Here is a 14,790-nt window from a genome sequence, read left to right as displayed (position 1 = left end):
GGGGCGACGCATGGCCCTGCGACCGGCCACGGGCCCAGGGCGCCGGAGCTGTGCAGAGTTTCTTTACTGGATCAAGGCGGCCCGCCTACGGCGGGCCGCGCGCGCTGGCGGCCATGGGCCGCCGCCGCTCCTTGTCTCCGCCACCGCTCCGGCGGCCCCCACCCGCTCAGCGCGCAGCAACGCCGAGGCGGACAGCCAGACCACGAAGCAACCCGACCAGTCCGAGCACCAGGACCAGGCCGACACCGACCAAGCGAGGCCCCGCCACCTGACCAGTCCGCGCTTCGCAGCCGCTGGACTCCACAGCCGCAGGCAAGCCCATGTGTCAGGCACCCGCGTCGACAACGCCCAGGCCGGGACTGGGGCGAGGGCCGTGACGAGTGGATGAAGCGTGGCTGAGGTAGGCGGGTGGTTGCTGGAGACACACGTGACGGGTGCTCGTTCGGCGAACCCGCCGCCGTGGCTGACTTTCGGTGGTGCAGGTCAGAACTGGGAAGCGGCCGACCAAGCTGCAACAGGGATCCTCTCCAACTTTGCATTGGGCTAAGGGGGTTGCCCTCGCACCCGCGTTCGGGCACGCCGACCACCCCGGTACCATCGGTACCGGGGTCCTGACCAGGGATTCCTCGACCGGACCACCCCGGATCGCTGTCCAGGCTGAGGGGTGGTCCGGTCTCTTGTTGTTGGCGCCCGTCGATCGCGGCACGGGCGGCGAGCGACGGGCGCCAGGGAAGCCGTACGCCCTCTCAGGGGAGCAAGGGCGGCACGGCGGGCCTACTGCGGGAGGAGCTCGATTTCGATGGCGAGCGCGCCGAGCGCTTCCTTCTCCACCGGGTAAATCTCGCGGATATTGGCGAGCTGCTGCTCGCGAGAGGAGGCCGGGTTGACGTTCGCTGGCCCCTCCCCGTCGAGCAGTTCCTCGAACGTCTTGTACTCCGTGACCCGCTTCACCATGACGAGACAGGTCTCGTCCGTGCCCTTGATGCGGAAGCGGATGACGTCTTCGGCGGCCAGGTCTTCAAGGTGGGGGTACTTCACCCGCACCTCGATCGTCTTTTGGCCAGCGGCGACCAGGTCGAAGTACCGGCGGTAGAGGTTCAGTTCGCGGACGCGCGCGGCGGCAGTCTCCGTCATGGGGCGGGAACGCTCCTAGCTGTTGCAGCGGTCATGAGTCGGCCGAGCTCACCGGCCGAGTACGAGCGGAAGAAGTGGCGTGGATCGGCGAGTAATACGTCCGTCAGACTGAGCAAGCGGTCAACGTACTCAGCCAACGAGCCTGGCCACTCTCGGGTGTCGAGCATCCACGGGGCCGCACCGTCGGGCAAGGCCGCGCGTCCCTCGCGGATGAGGGACTTGGACAGCTTCGCGCCCGTGTCCGTGACAACCTGGGGGCAGAAGAGACGGGCGGGCAACTGCCCGCGGGTGAGGCCGACCGCCTGTAGGGCACCGTCGACGAGGATGCAGCCGGGCATCCAGTCGCTGCCCTTGACCATGACGTATAGCGTGCCGACCGCTCCGGTGATGGCCAGCTCCTTGACCAGGTTCCTGTACAGCGTGGCCAGGTCCAGGTACCCACCGTTGGCCGGTTCGATGACGACCTCGTATTCGCCATGGTGCAGGCACACGGCCGAGACGGTTGCCCGCTCGAAGCCGTTGTCACGGACGCGGGTTCGCTCCGCGTACTTCTCGGCCCACCCGCAGCCGGGTCGCGGGCAGGGGACACGGACGTGGGGGACGCCAGACGACGGGGACAGGTACCAGCGGGCGGCATCCATGCGGGGCAGCACGCGCAGCCAGGTACGGCGGAAGTGGTCGCCCGCCTGCTGCTGGCTGTAAGTCTCGACCGAGTACGACACGTGCAGGCGCTCGGACAGGGCGGTGAACAGCGGGCGGTACAGCTCGTCGACCTGTTCCGCGATACCGGCCGCGCCCAGGGCGTGCGCGTAGGCCCGCTGGTAGCGGTGACCGGTCTCCTTGTCGGTGACGATGGCGTACGGCGCGTTGTCGAGGGCACCGAACTGGACTTCGGCCGGCACGCCGAACCTGTCGCGGATGCGCGCCGCAGTGGCAAACGTGAGCGACTGAACCAGGGACGTTCCGATGTGCGGCGCTCCGTTGATCTGCGTTCCCACCACGAACACGATCCGCTCCGGAGCCGCATTGACGATGTGCGGCCTGAGCAGGTCATCAGCGTGCGTCAGCGCGTTGGCGAGCACGGTGTTCGGCGATACGGGATAGGTGGTCACCGCGTCTTCCCCTCGGTAGATGGGCAGGACTGCGCCGCAGAGCGGCGGGTGTGCGTTCAGCGGTATAGCTCCGGTTGGGTGGTGGACCCGCCCCCGCGCCGGGGGGAACCAGGAAAGACGCGGGGGCGGGGGTCATAGGGACATGCGCCGCCCTCTGGGGCTGCGATGGCGGCCCGTCCCCGCCGGGGAGTGGGGTGGGCACCGGGCGGGGACGGGGGCTTGCGGGGGTGCCGGGCGGCGCGTGGGCAGCGGATACACCCGGAGCAAGTACCGGGCGTCGTAGTCCGTCACGGTGAACAGGAACGGGCGGCCTGCGGCGAGGGCGCGTATTGCGTGCGCGTACGCCTGGTCACTGTTGGCCCACGCGCGCAGCTCGGCATCAGGGCGAGGAACGTCCGGCCCTGTGGTGATGAGCGGCGCACCCCGGAGGAACACAGCCCCAGGGTCCGGGGACAACCGCCGGGCGAGGTGCAATGCCTGCGCGCGTAGCCAGCGGGCGGCGAGTCGCGGGGACCGGCCGCGGTAGGTGGCGAGCAGAACCTCACGAGTGCCGCTGAGGTCGTGGGCGGTCGCCTCACAGCGGAAGGCGATGGGCGACCGCATAGGGGGACGTGCAGAGGCCGGCGGAGCGAGCATCAGCACGGCCGGGCTCACCGCTCATGCTCCTTGGCTGTTTCCCTCGCCCCGATCAACCGCCCGAGCTGGGCGTAGTACAGCTCGACCTGCGCCGGAGTGAGCACGAGCATCGTCTCGCAGGAGCCGCCGTCCTCGTAGTGCACGGTGACCGGCAGCGCGGCCTGCTGGGCGCGATGGTCGTAGGCGGCGTCCCGCTTCAGGGGGGTGGCATGCGTGACCGGGACGGGCACGGGGCGCAGGGTCTTTCCGTCGGACCTGGCCCGCCAGTCCTCACCACCACCAGGCGGGCGCAATTGGTACGACGCAGAGCTGTCGCTCGGCAGGGCGACGCACACCCCGATCTTCCCGCCTTTGGCAAGGTCGAGAGCGAGGTCGCCGAGGCGAGGATGAAACGGGGCGCCAGCGATTAACTCGGCGCCCCGCGCCGGGAGTTGCTTCGAGGTCTGTTCGGCCATGCCTCGAAGCTATGAAGATCTCCAGGGCCCAATATGAACCGCAGGAATACGACCCTCATCCGTCGAGGTGGAAGCGGTCTGACATGCGGCGTAGCTTCTCGCGGGTGCTCGCGCGCTCGGCGTACACGATGCTGCGCAGGGTTGACCGGGCGATGGGGTGATTACGGACGAGCTGGGGGGCGATGCTCTCGGCCTTCTCCAGTTCCTTCAGCGCCTTGTCGCGGTTCCCATCCCACAGCCAAGCGCGGGCCAGGTCCATGTGGTGGTGGCCCTGACGCGAGTTGGGAAGCGACTCGATCAGCTCCTTACTCGTGCGCCGGTTTATCGACAGCGCCTCGCGTTGCTCATGCATCTCCAGGGCGACGCTGATCGCGTGGATCTGCACGTTGCCCGGCGAGAAGGTCAGGCTGTGGCGGTCGTAGACCGGAGGTCCGACGGCCTCCGTCATCCGCTTGGCTGCACCCCGCGCGTGCTTGATCCGGTCCTTTGCTTCCGCCTTGCGACCGCCCCGCGCAGCCGAGACTGCCGCGCGCAGTTGCAGTGACCCCCACGCCCGCACCGCCAGCGGCTCACCCTGGTCATATTCTTGCTGCACGCTGCGAATCGCCTTGTCCGACAGGGCAATGGCGTCATCCCAATCCGCTGTAGCCCACATGTCCCAGACGCGCATCCAGTCGGCGACGGCAGGCATCACCGGGTCGGCAGATAGCCGTGCGGACCAGGCGGCCCGTTCGCATGCCATGGCGATTAGCTCCGGGTGTCCAAGGGCGTGCGCGGCAGTGTGAGCGAACTTGCAGCACACCGCGTAGATCGCGTACGCCTCTTCCTGCTCGTGGCCCGTAGCGACTTCGGCCAGGGCGCGCGCCTCACGGAACAGGTCGGGGAGCACCTGCATGATCGCCACGTTGGCAGCAGCGTCGCGGAGGCGGTGCAGGCGGGTGGTTTCCTGCCACAGCTGAACGGCTGGGCGGGGAGTTCCGTCGAAGACGGGAGCGAGGTCGTAACGGCGCAGCTCACGCATGATCGCTGCGGCAGAGACCTGCCACTGGTTCTCAGCCGGAGAGCTGTTGTACGGCCGTCCGATCAAGTCGTTCGGGTGTACGTGCAGCTCCGAGGCGATCAGGTTGAGCAGGCCGACGCGATCCAGCTCGATGTGTCCGCGTTCCATCTTGGACACCCAGCCCTGCGTCTTGCCCAGGGCGGCAGCGAGGTCGGCCTGAGTCATGCCGAGGCGGAGTCGGGCGCGGCGTACGCGGTCGCCGATCTCTTCGGCTTCTTCCAGCATCAGCGCGCCCCCCTGTAGGTGAGGCGCCGGCGGTCCAACAGGCGGCGAGGCATCGTGCTCCATCCGTCGGGGCTTCTACCCTTGACGGTACCGAGGCCGCGTGCCGCGTGTGGAGGGCTCCAGGTCGGGAAGTGCCTCGAAACGGAGCCAGTGGACCCCGTGTGGACCACGGCCCCCGCGCGACGCCTGAGGCCGGTAGGCTGTAGCCGCTCCGCCCCAGGTGGGACGGGGCCGAGGTGGGTTGCCCGAGCGGCCTAAGGGAACGGTCTTGAAAACCGTCGTGGCGCGAGCCACCGTGGGTTCAAATCCCACACCCACCGCTCCGGCGAACGGCCCCTGACCAGGCGATACGGTCAGGGGTCGTTGCGCTGTGCCGTGCCCGCTCGTCATCGTGGTTCCCCGCGGTCCCCGTACTGTCGGGCTGTACCGCGGGCCTCGTGCCGTCATCCATGGAGCCGAGCTGCCTTGGGTGGCCCCGTACGCATGCCCGGGGCGGGCTCCTGTGCGTCCTCGAGCGGCAAGGGCTCGTCCTGCCCGAAGTCGGGGGCCTGGAAGGGGGTCGTCGTCGGAGGCGGCGACGCTGCGGCCAGGCGGCGGGGGTGCCCGTCCGGGGCGGAGAACAGCGGGGTCAGATCGATGAGAGGTCTCTCTTTCGTGTCAGGCCCCCGAAGGGGCCTGGTGTGCCGTGACCGGGCACAGCGGTCCTACAACTTGGTCATCTTGGCGTAGGGGCTCAAGATCCGCATTTGCGTCGAGCCGAAATCCACGAGCGCCGCGATCCCGTCCTCGATGCCGATCACCCGGCCGAGGCCGTACACGTCATGGGTGACCTGATCGCCCATGGCGAAGTGCTTGGGAGCCGGTGCGACCGGGGCCTTGAAGGGGCTGGTGGGCAGATGGCGCTTCGGTGCAGCAGGTTTTGGCATGACTCAGTATGAGCCTACGTGTGTCCGGATTGCTGTGGCCGTGGGCACAGATCCACACGGCGGCAACCGCGTCACGCCACTGACGTGGGGTTTCGAGGCCGGGTGCGGCAAAACTCGACCCCAGGTCTTTTTCGCCGACGGTCGCTGTGCGCCGGCAGAACAGTGGCCGGTGGCGACGGCTCAGGGGTGCTGCCCCGTCATCCGTGCCGCCGACGCCAGGGTCGAGCGGGCCTCGCGTGGGGTCAGGCCCGTGCGGATCGCCGCGTCGAGGAGGGCGGGGGCCAGGTCGGGGCCGAAGCCGTTCTCGTAGGCACGGCAGGCGGCCCAGAACAGGCGCGTGTTGCGCTGGCCCTCCTGTGCCGCGAGGACGAACTCGACCAGGCCCCGGCCGTGTCGGCCCGTCGGCGAGGGCGTGGCATGGCGTGGGCGCGGCGGAGGTGTGAGCAGGCGCAGCAGGGCGGTCGGGCACGGCGCGGGCGGCAGGTGGGCGGTGCCCGGGACCGTGCTGTAGACGCCGTGGTCGGTGCGCGAACCGGGGCCGACCAGGTAGCCGCCGGCGCCGCGGACGTCGATACCGTGGGCGAGGCGGCTCGCCGAGTTCGGTACGACGACGTCCGGCGGGCCGCTCAGCCACAGGTGTCGTCCGCCGCTCGGGGTCACGACGACCACCGTCGCGGGGATGGTGAACAGGTGGCGCAGGGCGAGTTCGCGCAGCGCCGCCGAGGAGTCGGTGCCGGACTTGGTGTCGAGGTCGATGCCGATCAGATGGTGGGGGTGCAGGCCGCAGGCGATGCCGTAGCCGGTCGCCCAGGGCGCGGCGGCGAACATGTCGCGGATGCGGCGGGGGTCGCTCGTGGCGTCGTACACCCCGTGTCCGAACCGGCCGCAGGCGCCGTGGCAGGCGGGTGCCGTCGGGTCGGGGCCGTCGCGGTGCGGGGAGCGCAGCGCCGGCAGTTTCGTACGGGACAGCGGGATCACCGCCAGCCCGCGCTCCGCGGCGGACAGGGCGTGGGCCAGGGCCAGGGTGGTGGCCTGCCGGTCGGTGGTGGCCATGCATCCATGTTCGTACGTGCGTTCGAAAATGGGAAGGGGGGCGCGGGCGGCTTCCGGTGCGACGGCGACCTTGACAGTCCCCTCTGTCTGACGGACAGTCAGGAAGCCTTTGTTCCACGTGAAACCCTGTCGCCACGAGATCCGGGAGGCCCGCGACGATGCGGCTCGAATCGGAGGGGGAGGACTTCGCCGCGCGGCTGAAGGCGTACGAGGGGCGGCCGGCCGTCGTCGCGGGCGTCGGCAAGGACCCGGTCAACGCGCCGATGATCCGGCACTGGTGCGAGGCGATGGGCGACACCCACCCCGCCTACACCGGTCCGGACGCCGTCGCCCCGCCCACCATGCTCCAGGTGTGGACGATGGGCGGCCTCTCCGGTCACGCCGGGCGCACGCAGGAGTACGACGACCTGCTCGCCCTGCTCGACGAAGCCGGCTGCACCTCCGTCGTCGCCACCGACTGCGAACAGGAGTACCTGCGGCCGCTGCGCCCCAGCGACGAGGTCATGTTCGACGCGGTGATCGAGTCGGTGTCGGACCGGAAACGCACGAAGCTCGGCACGGGGTACTTCGTGACCACGCGGATGGACGTACGCGTGGACGGCGAGCCGGTGGGGACCCACCGGTTCCGGATCCTCAAGTACGCGCCCGCGCAGCCCGCATCCTCCGAGCGTGGCCCCACCCGTCCCGAGCCCACCGCCCGACGGCCCCGCCCGGTGATCAACCGGGACAACGCCGGGTTCTGGGAGGGCGTTGCCGGGCACCGGCTGCTGATCCAGCGGTGCGCCGACTGCGGCGCCCCGCGCTTTCCCTGGCTGCCGGGGTGCAACGCCTGCGGCTCGCCGGAGTGGGACACGTTCGAGGCGAGCGGCGCGGGCACGGTCTACTCGTACGTCGTCCTGCACCATCCGCCCTTCCCGGCCTTCGACCCTCCCTACGTGGTCGCCCTGATCGAGCTCGCCGAGGGCGTCCGGATCGTCAGCAACGTGACCGGGGTGCCGCCCGACACGGTGCGCATCGGCATGCCCGTCCGCCTGGTGTTCGAGCGATACGACGAGGAACTGGAGCTCCCGGTGTTCCGTGCCGACGACGGCCGCGGGGCGGCGCCATGAGTGGGCCGCGACCCGGGACCGAGCTGCCGCCGCTGGAGATCGAGATCACCCGCACGCTGATCGTGGCCGGAGCGATCGCCTCCCGCGACTACCAGGATGTGCACCATGACGCCGAGTCGGCCCGGCAGAAGGGTTCCCCCGACATCTTCATGAACATCCTGACCACGAACGGGCTGGTCGGTCGGTACGTCACGGACCAGTTCGGCCCGGCGGCGGTCCTGCGCAAGGTCGCCATCCGGCTCGGAGCGCCCAACCACCCGGGGGACACCATGGTGCTGACCGGCAGGGTGGAGGAGGCCGACGGGGACACGGCCACCGTGAGGGTGGTGGGCACCAATGGCATCGGCCGGCACGTCACCGGCACGGTCACCGTGACCGTGCCGAGCGGAGGATCCCGCCCCAGGGGCGCCGTATGAGCGTGCGGGCGAGGGACACCCTCGGCGGGCGGGCCGCCGTCGCCGGGATCGGGGCCACGGAGTTCTCCAAGAACTCCGGGCGCAGCGAGCTGCGGCTGGCCGTGGAGGCGGTGCGGGCCGCGCTGGACGACGCGGGGCTCACGCCCGCGGACGTGGACGGCATGGTCACGTTCACGATGGACACCAGCCCGGAGATCACCGTCGCCCAGGCCGCCGGCGTCGGCGAGCTGTCCTTCTTCTCCCGGATCCACTACGGCGGCGGGGCGGCGTGCGCGACGGTCCAGCAGGCCGCGCTCGCGGTGGCGACCGGGGTGGCCGAGGTCGTGGTCTGCTACCGCGCGTTCAACGAGCGCTCGGGGCGCCGCTTCGGCTCCGGGGTGCAGCACCGCGAGCCGTCCGCGGAGGGGGCCGCGCTGGGCTGGTCGCTGCCGTTCGGGCTGCTCACCCCGGCGTCCTGGGTGGCGATGGCGGCCCAGCGGTACCTGTACACCTACGGCCTGGCACCGGAGGTGCTCGGCCACGTGGCCGTCGTCGACCGCGACCACGCGGCGACGAACCCGGCGGCCCACTTCTACGGCCGGCCCATCACTCTCGCCGACCACGCCGCCTCCCGCTGGATCGTAGAACCGCTGCGGCTCCTCGACTGCTGCCAGGAGACGGACGGCGGCCAGGCGCTGGTGGTCACCTCCCTGGAACGGGCGCGGGACCTGCCCCACCCGCCCGCGGTGGTCACGGCCGCCGCCCAGGGCGCGGGCCGTGCCCAGGAGCAGATGACCGGCTTCTACCGGGACGACCTGACCGGCCTGCCGGAGATGGGTGTGGTGGCCCGGCAGCTGTGGCGGACGTCGGGAATGAGAGCCGCGGACATCGACGTGGGCATCCTCTACGACCACTTCACGCCGTTCGTGCTGATGCAACTGGAGGAGTTCGGCTTCTGCGAGCGGGGTACGGCGGCGGAGTTCGTGGCCGCGCGGACACTGCCGCTGAACACCCACGGGGGACAGCTGGGGGAGGCGTATCTGCACGGCATGAACGGCATCGCCGAGGCCGTACGGCAGCTGCGCGGCACGGCGGTCAATCAGGTGCCCGGAGCTGCTCGTGCGCTGGTCACCGCGGGTACCGGCGTCCCCACCTCCGGGCTGATCCTCACGGCGGACGGGTGAACGGCGTGGGCGGCGCCGGCCGTCGGCCTCGGTACGGTCGCCGTACGCGCGCCGCTCGCCCACTTCCTGCGTACTCGTCCCCCCAGGGGTGAACCCCGGGGCGTACGCACCGGCTCGTCCACCTTCAGTAGGTGGGGGCAGCCCTCCGCTACAACCTGAGGGGGATGCGTCTTCGGGACCTGCGGCCGATCCGCCGCAAGGAGCGCGAACCTAGCGTGGAGCCATGACCACACCCGTCTGCACCAGCGCTTCGGACGCCGCCACGCCGGCGAGGCAGACCCTTCCTTTCCCGTCGTTCTCGTCGTACGTGAAGGCCCGTCAGCCGGTGCTGCTGCGCACCGCCCGGTCGCTCACCGCCAACGCCAGCGACGCGGAGGACCTGCTGCAGACCGCGCTCGCCAAGACGTACGTCGCCTGGGACCGGATCGAGGACCACCGCGCGCTCGACGGGTACGTGCGCCGCGCGCTGCTGAACACGCGGACCTCGCAGTGGCGCAAGCGCAAGGTCGACGAGTTCGTGTGCGACGAGCTGCCCGAGCCGGAGGGCCTGCCCGCGGCGGACCCGGCCGAGGAGCAGGCGCTGCACGACGCGATGTGGCGCGCGATCCTGAGACTGCCCGCGCGCCAGCGGGCGATGGTCGTCCTGCGCTACTACGAGGACCTGAGCGAGGCCCAGACGGCCGAGGTGCTCGGCGTCTCCATCGGCACGGTCAAGTCGGCGGTGTCCCGCGCCCTGGGCAAGCTCCGCGAGGATCCGGAACTGGCGCCGGTGCGCTGAGCCCGGCCATCGGTGGCCGGCGCCTTGATCGATCATCCCGGGGCCTAGTGACATACCGCGTGGTATGTGCGCAGAATCAGCGCGACCCCCTACTGCCGCGCAGGCAAAGACGCCCGGGAGGACTCCGTGCTGAGCACCATGCAGGACGTACCGCTGACCGTCACCCGCATCCTCGTGCATGGAGCGCTGGTGCACGGGACGTCCCGGATCATCACCTGGACCGGCGAGGGCGAGCCCCAGCGCCGCAGTTTCGCCGAGGCGGGGATCCGCGCGGTGCAACTCGCGCACGCCCTCCGCGACGACCTCGGCGTCCGGGGCGACGACCGGGTCGCGACCCTCATGTGCGACAGCATGGGTAAAACACTCGCGGCGTGACCTGCGGATTTGTGGGGTGGCACGACGACGGCCCCGGTACCTCTTGCTGAGGTACCGGGGCCGTCGTGTTCTCAGCGGACCTCGCCGCCCCCGCGGGGGAACGGGGGCGGCGAGGCCGTCAGTGGGGGATGCCCTCGATGATGTCGCGGGCCCCCTGGCGGAGCAGTTCAGCACAGACACGCGAGCCGAGTACGGCCGGGTCGTTCAGCGACTCGCCCCACATCTGGGCGTGGACGAACTTGGAGCCGTCGCGTGAGAAGACCATGCCGCGCAAGCTGAGCTGTCCGTCGGGCTCCGTGATGCAGTGCCCGGCAATCGGGCTGTTGCAGTGCCCGCGCAAGCCGTGCAACATCACGCGCTCGGCCGTGATCTCCGTCATGGTGCGTTCGTGGTTGAGCTGCTGGAGAAGGTAGGCGACCGGGTCGTCATCCTTCCGGCATTCGAGGCCGAGGGCGCCAGCGCCGACCGCCGGAAGCATCTCGCCCACGCTGAACACCTGCCGACCGCGGTCCGAGATGCCGAGGCGTTCGAGGCCGGCGCGCGCGAGGATCATCGCGTCGAGCTTCGTGTCGATCTTGCGTTTACCGTCGAGCTTTTCGACGCGGGTACCGACGGCGCCGCGGACGCGCACGACGTTGAGATCAGGGCGAACGCGGCTGATCTGTGCTTTGCGGCGCACGGCCGAGGTCGCCACGGTCGCACCGGCCGGAAGGTCGTCGAGTGTTTGGAAGTCGGACCCTTCCGGGAAGAGCAGCACGTCGCGCACGTCGTCGCGCTGGAGGTACGCGGCGAAGATCAGCCCCTTGGGCATGGGTACGTCGCCCGGTACGTCCTTGATGCAGTGCACGGCGCAGTCAACCTGTCCGCGCTGCAACATGGTGTCAATTTCCTTGACGTAAAGGCCCTTCCCGCCAAGCTGCGCGAGGTCGCCTTGCCACTTGTCCGCCTCGGTGGTCACGGGCACGACCTCGATTTCGAGGTCGGGCTCGACCTTGCGGAGCAGGCCGGATACCTGCTCGACCTGGGCGAGAGCCATGGGTGAACTGCGGGTACCGATGCGCAGGGTTCGGCCCGGAAAGTCGTTCATAACGTCCCTTCGTGTCTGGTTTCACGGTAGACCGTGCTGCCGGGGGTCTGGAGTGGCCCCACGATTCGCACGGCTATTGCGGGGTGCAGCAGCTCTTGAGCCTCGGCGCGGGGCGCCCAGCGCCAAGCGTCGAGTTCGGCGCGCTGCAAGGTGATGCGGTCGGTGTCGGCCTTGGTGAGAACGGGGCCGGCGAACAGGAACGCCAACCGGTCGCGGCGGCCGGCGCGGGTGGCTTGCAGCCACTCGACGGCGAACAGGTCGTGTTCCGTGATGTCGAGGTCGAGGCCGAGTTCTTCGCGCCCCTCGCGGCGTACGGCGTCGACAGGGGATTCGCCCTGCTCGACGATGCCGCCGGGCAGATGCCACGGGGCGCCGTCCTTGGCCGGGTGGACGATGAACAGGTCGTCATCCGGATTGGTGATGAGTACGGCGGCGGTCACGGGGTGACCGGGTGCCGGTGGTGGCATGGCTCATACCTTCCGTGCGGTCGGGTGGTGCCGTGGCTCACAACAGGCGGGCGATCGATGGCGGCATGAACAGGTCGCGTGCCCGGTGCTGGGCCCACACGAGGGCCGCGTCGCTGTCGTCGCGGCGGGCGTACTCGACGCACAGCTCGCAGTCGTCGAGGTGCTGAGGCGGTACGTCCTCGGGGTGGTCCATAGCTATGTGGCGGGCCACCTGCAACTGTTCCCAGAAACACCCTTCGGGGGCGTCCCAGGTGCGGGCGAGCCGCAGCAGCCACCGCACGCACTCGCGGCACGCGAACATGAACGGCGGCGGCACGGGGCGTTCGAAGAACTCGCCCGGGTCCTCGTACATCAGCGGGTCCGGAGGGTCGTCGCGCCCATGTAGGCCCGATTGGTGGCGACGACGCGTTCGAGGTACTGCTCGACCATGTCGGGGCCGGCGCCGGGCGGGACGGGGTCAAGGCCGATCGTCACGCACGCGGGCCGTCCGGCGGCGACGTGCCGGCGCCACGCGTCGCCCGGGGCCGGTAGCCGCATGACGTATGCCGGGTGCCCGTAGTCGAGGGCGACGAAGGGGCCGCGGATCAGAAGACGTGCGCCGACGATCGGCACGCGCTCGGCGGCCGGGCGTAAGTTCATCGCGTCGACCATGCCCATCAGGCCGGCCTCGACCGACTCGGCCGTCTCCCCCGTGCGCCGCGGGGGCGCGTGACCAATGAGGACGTAAGCGATTGAGGGCGCGAGGGCGCCCGCGTGTACCCACGTCGACACTGAGCAGCCGGCGGCGAATCCGGGGCCGGGCACGGCCCGGAACGATACTTCGGTCGTCACCTGTCTACCTCCGCCCACACGGCTTTGCCCATCGGTCTGTCGTCGACGTTCCACCGCGCCGCGAGGGCGTCGACGATGTGCAGACCCCGGCCGCGGGCCCGCTCCCCCGATTCGTTGCGCAGGTGCGGGCGTCGCCGGCGGGGGTCGTGGACCTCGACGCGCACCCGCTCGGGGGTCGTCAGGACGGCGACGAGTAGGGAGTCGTCAGGCTCCGTCCCGTAGCGGTAGGCGTTTGTGACCAGCTCCGAGACGATCAATAAGACGTCGTCGCGTTTGCCCTCGACGAGTGGTTCGTCGTCGTGGTCCAGGACGTCGCGCACGTATGCGCGGGCCTGCGCCGGCGCCTCGGCGCAAGCGGGGAAGAATGCTTGCGCTGGGGGCCCGCTAGGTGGGGAGCAGGGCGCGAGTTGCCGCCGTGGTTCGGTCATGCCTAACCCCTTCGGGCAGCCGTGACGGGGGATACCGCGGCTGCTTTACGAGCGAATGAGTTTGCCTGACTAGGCAACACGCGTAACGAAACCGGGGGTACCGTCGAGGGGGGTGTCGAAGGGTGTCGCTTTCGTCGCCCACGGTCGCGGAGGTGCGGGGAATGAAGACGCCGAACGACGAACTTGCGTACTGGGTTGGACGCTCGGGCATCAGCCGTAAGGAACTGGCGCGGCGTGTGCAATCGAAGGCGCGCGAGTGGGGGCAACCGAACGTCGCCCCCAACGCGACCAGTGTTCGCCGCTGGTTGGAAGGTGAAACGCCCCGTGCGCCGGTCCCCGACATTCTGGCCGGGGTGTTCTCCGATCACTTCGGATGGCGCATCACAACGTACGACCTCGGCCTCGGGGAGGGAAGTTCGGCCGAGGCCGGCCTCGCCTACGACCCATCGTTCGCGGCTACCGTGGAAGTAGTCGCCGACCTTGGGAGGGCCGACGTGGACCGTCGACAGTTCCTTGCAGCAGCGCCGTTCGCCGCGGTGGCCGGTGTCGGTCCCTCGCGGGACTGGCTGTTGAACACCCTTGACCAGGAACCGGAACCGGGCCCGCGGGTGAGGCTGGAAGATGTCTTGGCCGTGAAGAACATGTTCGGGACGTTCCAGAAAATGGACGTCCTACAGGGCGGCGGGTCCGGGCGCCTGGTGCTCGCCGAGTACATGAACCACCACGTCTACCCGCTGTTGCGGCGGTCGCATGACGACCAGGTGCGGCGCGCGCTGTGCGAGGCCGCGGCCGAACAGACCTACCTACTCGGCTGGATGGCCTACGACAACGGCGAGCACTCCGTCGCGCAGCGCTACTTGATTCAGTCGCTACGCCTCGCCGAGGAGTCGCGTAACGCAGCGCTCGGCGCGCACGTCCTCGCGGGCATGGCCGATCAGGCGACGCTACTCGGCAACCCTGCCGAGGGGCGTCGCCTGGCACAGGCCGGCCGTCAAGGTCTGGCGCGAGCGAACTCGCCGGCCTGCCTCGCGGACCTGTGGTGTCTGGAGGCGCGCGCGCTCGCCCTGCTCGGTGACAAGTCGGCCGCGACGCGGGCGGTCGTGCACTCGGAACGGGCGTACGCGCGGGCAGACCTCGCCGAGGAACCCGACTGGGCGGCGTTCATCGACCCTGCGTACCTGCACGGCGAGCACGCCAACACCATGCGCGACCTGGGCGACGCGGCGGCGGCCGAGGAACACGCGGCCCTCTCGATCGAACACGCGAAGATGCAGAACCGGGCCCGCCGGGGCGCCATGTCTCACGCTGCGCTCGCCGTGTCTCACCTGCAACGGAAGGATCTCGACCAGGCGTATTCGGTCGGCCTGCGGACACTGAAGCTGTCCGGACAGGTGAAGTCCTCCCGGGCGGTCGAGGCCGTGCAAGACCTGCAACGGCGGATGCAGCCCTTCGGCGGGCGCCTGGTCGCCGACTTCGCCGAGCGGGCCCGCGAGCTGGTCACCGCGGCGTAGGCGCCGGGAACGCAGAGAACGCCC

At 70.1% G+C, this 14,790-nt stretch carries 16 protein-coding genes, 1 tRNA gene and 1 pseudogene; 7 read left to right on the top strand and 11 right to left on the bottom strand.

The window, feature by feature from the left end; translation table 11 throughout:
• Positions 1-774 precede the first annotated feature (774 nt).
• The 4 genes from AC5WS8_RS30935 to AC5WS8_RS30920 form a co-directional block, all read right to left on the bottom strand.
• Positions 775-1,134: an ASCH domain-containing protein gene (locus AC5WS8_RS30935; protein WP_496106799.1), complete on the bottom strand. Its 360-nt coding sequence runs from the start codon at positions 1,132-1,134 to the stop codon at positions 775-777.
• Entirely contained in the window at positions 1,131-2,246 is a 1,116-nt protein-coding gene (locus tag AC5WS8_RS30930; RefSeq protein WP_496106798.1) for a hypothetical protein, read from the bottom strand. The genes AC5WS8_RS30935 and AC5WS8_RS30930 overlap by 4 nt, the downstream gene beginning before the upstream one ends.
• Positions 2,247-2,896: 650 nt before the next feature.
• Complete coding sequence (locus AC5WS8_RS30925) at positions 2,897-3,337, bottom strand: hypothetical protein (RefSeq protein WP_496106797.1); 441 nt, start codon at positions 3,335-3,337, stop codon at positions 2,897-2,899.
• A 55-nt stretch (positions 3,338-3,392) separates the two neighbouring features.
• A complete protein-coding gene (locus AC5WS8_RS30920; RefSeq protein WP_496106796.1) occupies positions 3,393-4,622 on the bottom strand; it encodes a helix-turn-helix domain-containing protein in 1,230 nt (409 codons plus the stop codon).
• Positions 4,623-4,857: 235 nt separating this feature from the next.
• On the opposite strand from AC5WS8_RS30920, the gene AC5WS8_RS30915 reads away from it, so the two are divergent.
• Positions 4,858-4,942: transfer RNA gene (locus AC5WS8_RS30915), tRNA-Ser, on the top strand.
• Positions 4,943-5,326: 384 nt separating this feature from the next.
• On the opposite strand, the gene AC5WS8_RS30910 is transcribed toward AC5WS8_RS30915, so the two are convergent.
• The gene (locus AC5WS8_RS30910) at positions 5,327-5,548 is read right to left on the bottom strand and encodes a hypothetical protein (protein WP_496106795.1); all 222 of its coding nucleotides are present in this window, start codon (positions 5,546-5,548) and stop codon (positions 5,327-5,329) included.
• 180 nt (positions 5,549-5,728) lie between these two features.
• A complete protein-coding gene (locus AC5WS8_RS30905; RefSeq protein WP_496106794.1) occupies positions 5,729-6,601 on the bottom strand; it encodes a bifunctional DNA primase/polymerase in 873 nt (290 codons plus the stop codon).
• Between the two features lie 158 nt (positions 6,602-6,759).
• Between AC5WS8_RS30905 and AC5WS8_RS30900 the strand changes: the two genes are divergently transcribed.
• The 5 genes and pseudogenes from AC5WS8_RS30900 to AC5WS8_RS30880 form a co-directional block, all read left to right on the top strand.
• Positions 6,760-7,710 carry a bifunctional MaoC family dehydratase N-terminal/OB-fold nucleic acid binding domain-containing protein gene (locus AC5WS8_RS30900; protein ID WP_496106793.1) on the top strand — a complete coding sequence of 317 codons (951 nt, stop codon included), beginning with the start codon at positions 6,760-6,762 and terminating at the stop codon, positions 7,708-7,710.
• Positions 7,707-8,126 carry a MaoC family dehydratase gene (locus tag AC5WS8_RS30895; RefSeq protein WP_496106792.1) on the top strand — a complete coding sequence of 140 codons (420 nt, stop codon included), beginning with the start codon at positions 7,707-7,709 and terminating at the stop codon, positions 8,124-8,126. Before AC5WS8_RS30900 ends, AC5WS8_RS30895 begins: the two co-directional genes overlap by 4 nt.
• Positions 8,123-9,289 carry a lipid-transfer protein gene (locus AC5WS8_RS30890; RefSeq protein WP_496106791.1) on the top strand — a complete coding sequence of 389 codons (1,167 nt, stop codon included), beginning with the start codon at positions 8,123-8,125 and terminating at the stop codon, positions 9,287-9,289. The genes AC5WS8_RS30895 and AC5WS8_RS30890 overlap by 4 nt, the downstream gene beginning before the upstream one ends.
• 223 nt (positions 9,290-9,512) lie before the next feature.
• Entirely contained in the window at positions 9,513-10,067 is a 555-nt protein-coding gene (locus tag AC5WS8_RS30885) for a SigE family RNA polymerase sigma factor (RefSeq protein ID WP_496106790.1), read from the top strand.
• A 126-nt stretch (positions 10,068-10,193) separates the two neighbouring features.
• Positions 10,194-10,409 (top strand): annotated as a pseudogene (locus AC5WS8_RS30880) (fatty acid--CoA ligase); the annotation flags it as partial.
• A 151-nt stretch (positions 10,410-10,560) separates the two neighbouring features.
• Here the strand turns inward: AC5WS8_RS30880 and hemC are convergent.
• From hemC to AC5WS8_RS30855, 5 genes are all read right to left on the bottom strand, one after another.
• Entirely contained in the window at positions 10,561-11,529 is a 969-nt protein-coding gene (gene hemC / locus AC5WS8_RS30875) for a hydroxymethylbilane synthase (RefSeq protein ID WP_496106789.1), read from the bottom strand.
• The gene (locus tag AC5WS8_RS30870; RefSeq protein WP_496106788.1) at positions 11,526-11,969 is read right to left on the bottom strand and encodes an NUDIX domain-containing protein; all 444 of its coding nucleotides are present in this window, start codon (positions 11,967-11,969) and stop codon (positions 11,526-11,528) included. Before AC5WS8_RS30870 ends, hemC begins: the two co-directional genes overlap by 4 nt.
• A 64-nt stretch (positions 11,970-12,033) precedes the next feature.
• Positions 12,034-12,348 (bottom strand): hypothetical protein, encoded by a 315-nt coding sequence (locus tag AC5WS8_RS30865; protein WP_496106787.1) that lies wholly within the window; start codon positions 12,346-12,348, stop codon positions 12,034-12,036.
• The gene (locus AC5WS8_RS30860; RefSeq protein ID WP_496106786.1) at positions 12,348-12,827 is read right to left on the bottom strand and encodes a hypothetical protein; all 480 of its coding nucleotides are present in this window, start codon (positions 12,825-12,827) and stop codon (positions 12,348-12,350) included. Before AC5WS8_RS30860 ends, AC5WS8_RS30865 begins: the two co-directional genes overlap by 1 nt.
• Positions 12,824-13,255: an ATP-binding protein gene (locus AC5WS8_RS30855; protein ID WP_496106785.1), complete on the bottom strand. Its 432-nt coding sequence runs from the start codon at positions 13,253-13,255 to the stop codon at positions 12,824-12,826. Before AC5WS8_RS30855 ends, AC5WS8_RS30860 begins: the two co-directional genes overlap by 4 nt.
• 161 nt (positions 13,256-13,416) lie before the next feature.
• Here AC5WS8_RS30855 and AC5WS8_RS30850 point away from each other — a divergent pair, with 161 nt between their 5' ends.
• Positions 13,417-14,766 (top strand): NsdA family TPR-like regulatory protein, encoded by a 1,350-nt coding sequence (locus tag AC5WS8_RS30850; RefSeq protein ID WP_496106784.1) that lies wholly within the window; start codon positions 13,417-13,419, stop codon positions 14,764-14,766.
• The last annotated feature ends 24 nt before the right edge of the window (positions 14,767-14,790 follow it).

It is taken from the genome of Streptomyces sp. PTL18, assembly GCF_059510295.1.
The sequence above is the reverse complement of the archived record's forward strand: the minus strand, read 5'-3'. Positions and strand labels throughout refer to the sequence as shown.

What these genes read in the sequence shown, in the direction of transcription:
- AC5WS8_RS30935 (WP_496106799.1), bottom strand. Translation starts at nt 1,134, where the DNA reads ATGACGGAGACTGCCGCCGCGCGCGTCCGCGAACTGAACCTCTACCGC.
- AC5WS8_RS30925 (WP_496106797.1), bottom strand. Translation starts at nt 3,337, where the DNA reads ATGGCCGAACAGACCTCGAAGCAACTCCCGGCGCGGGGCGCCGAGTTA.
- AC5WS8_RS30920 (WP_496106796.1), bottom strand. Translation starts at nt 4,622, where the DNA reads ATGCTGGAAGAAGCCGAAGAGATCGGCGACCGCGTACGCCGCGCCCGA.
- AC5WS8_RS30910 (WP_496106795.1), bottom strand. Translation starts at nt 5,548, where the DNA reads ATGCCAAAACCTGCTGCACCGAAGCGCCATCTGCCCACCAGCCCCTTC.
- AC5WS8_RS30905 (WP_496106794.1), bottom strand. Translation starts at nt 6,601, where the DNA reads ATGGCCACCACCGACCGGCAGGCCACCACCCTGGCCCTGGCCCACGCC.
- AC5WS8_RS30900 (WP_496106793.1), top strand. Translation starts at nt 6,760, where the DNA reads ATGCGGCTCGAATCGGAGGGGGAGGACTTCGCCGCGCGGCTGAAGGCG.
- AC5WS8_RS30895 (WP_496106792.1), top strand. Translation starts at nt 7,707, where the DNA reads ATGAGTGGGCCGCGACCCGGGACCGAGCTGCCGCCGCTGGAGATCGAG.
- AC5WS8_RS30890 (WP_496106791.1), top strand. Translation starts at nt 8,123, where the DNA reads ATGAGCGTGCGGGCGAGGGACACCCTCGGCGGGCGGGCCGCCGTCGCC.
- AC5WS8_RS30885 (WP_496106790.1), top strand. Translation starts at nt 9,513, where the DNA reads ATGACCACACCCGTCTGCACCAGCGCTTCGGACGCCGCCACGCCGGCG.
- hemC (WP_496106789.1), bottom strand. Translation starts at nt 11,529, where the DNA reads ATGAACGACTTTCCGGGCCGAACCCTGCGCATCGGTACCCGCAGTTCA.
- AC5WS8_RS30865 (WP_496106787.1), bottom strand. Translation starts at nt 12,348, where the DNA reads ATGTACGAGGACCCGGGCGAGTTCTTCGAACGCCCCGTGCCGCCGCCG.
- AC5WS8_RS30855 (WP_496106785.1), bottom strand. Translation starts at nt 13,255, where the DNA reads ATGACCGAACCACGGCGGCAACTCGCGCCCTGCTCCCCACCTAGCGGG.
- AC5WS8_RS30850 (WP_496106784.1), top strand. Translation starts at nt 13,417, where the DNA reads ATGAAGACGCCGAACGACGAACTTGCGTACTGGGTTGGACGCTCGGGC.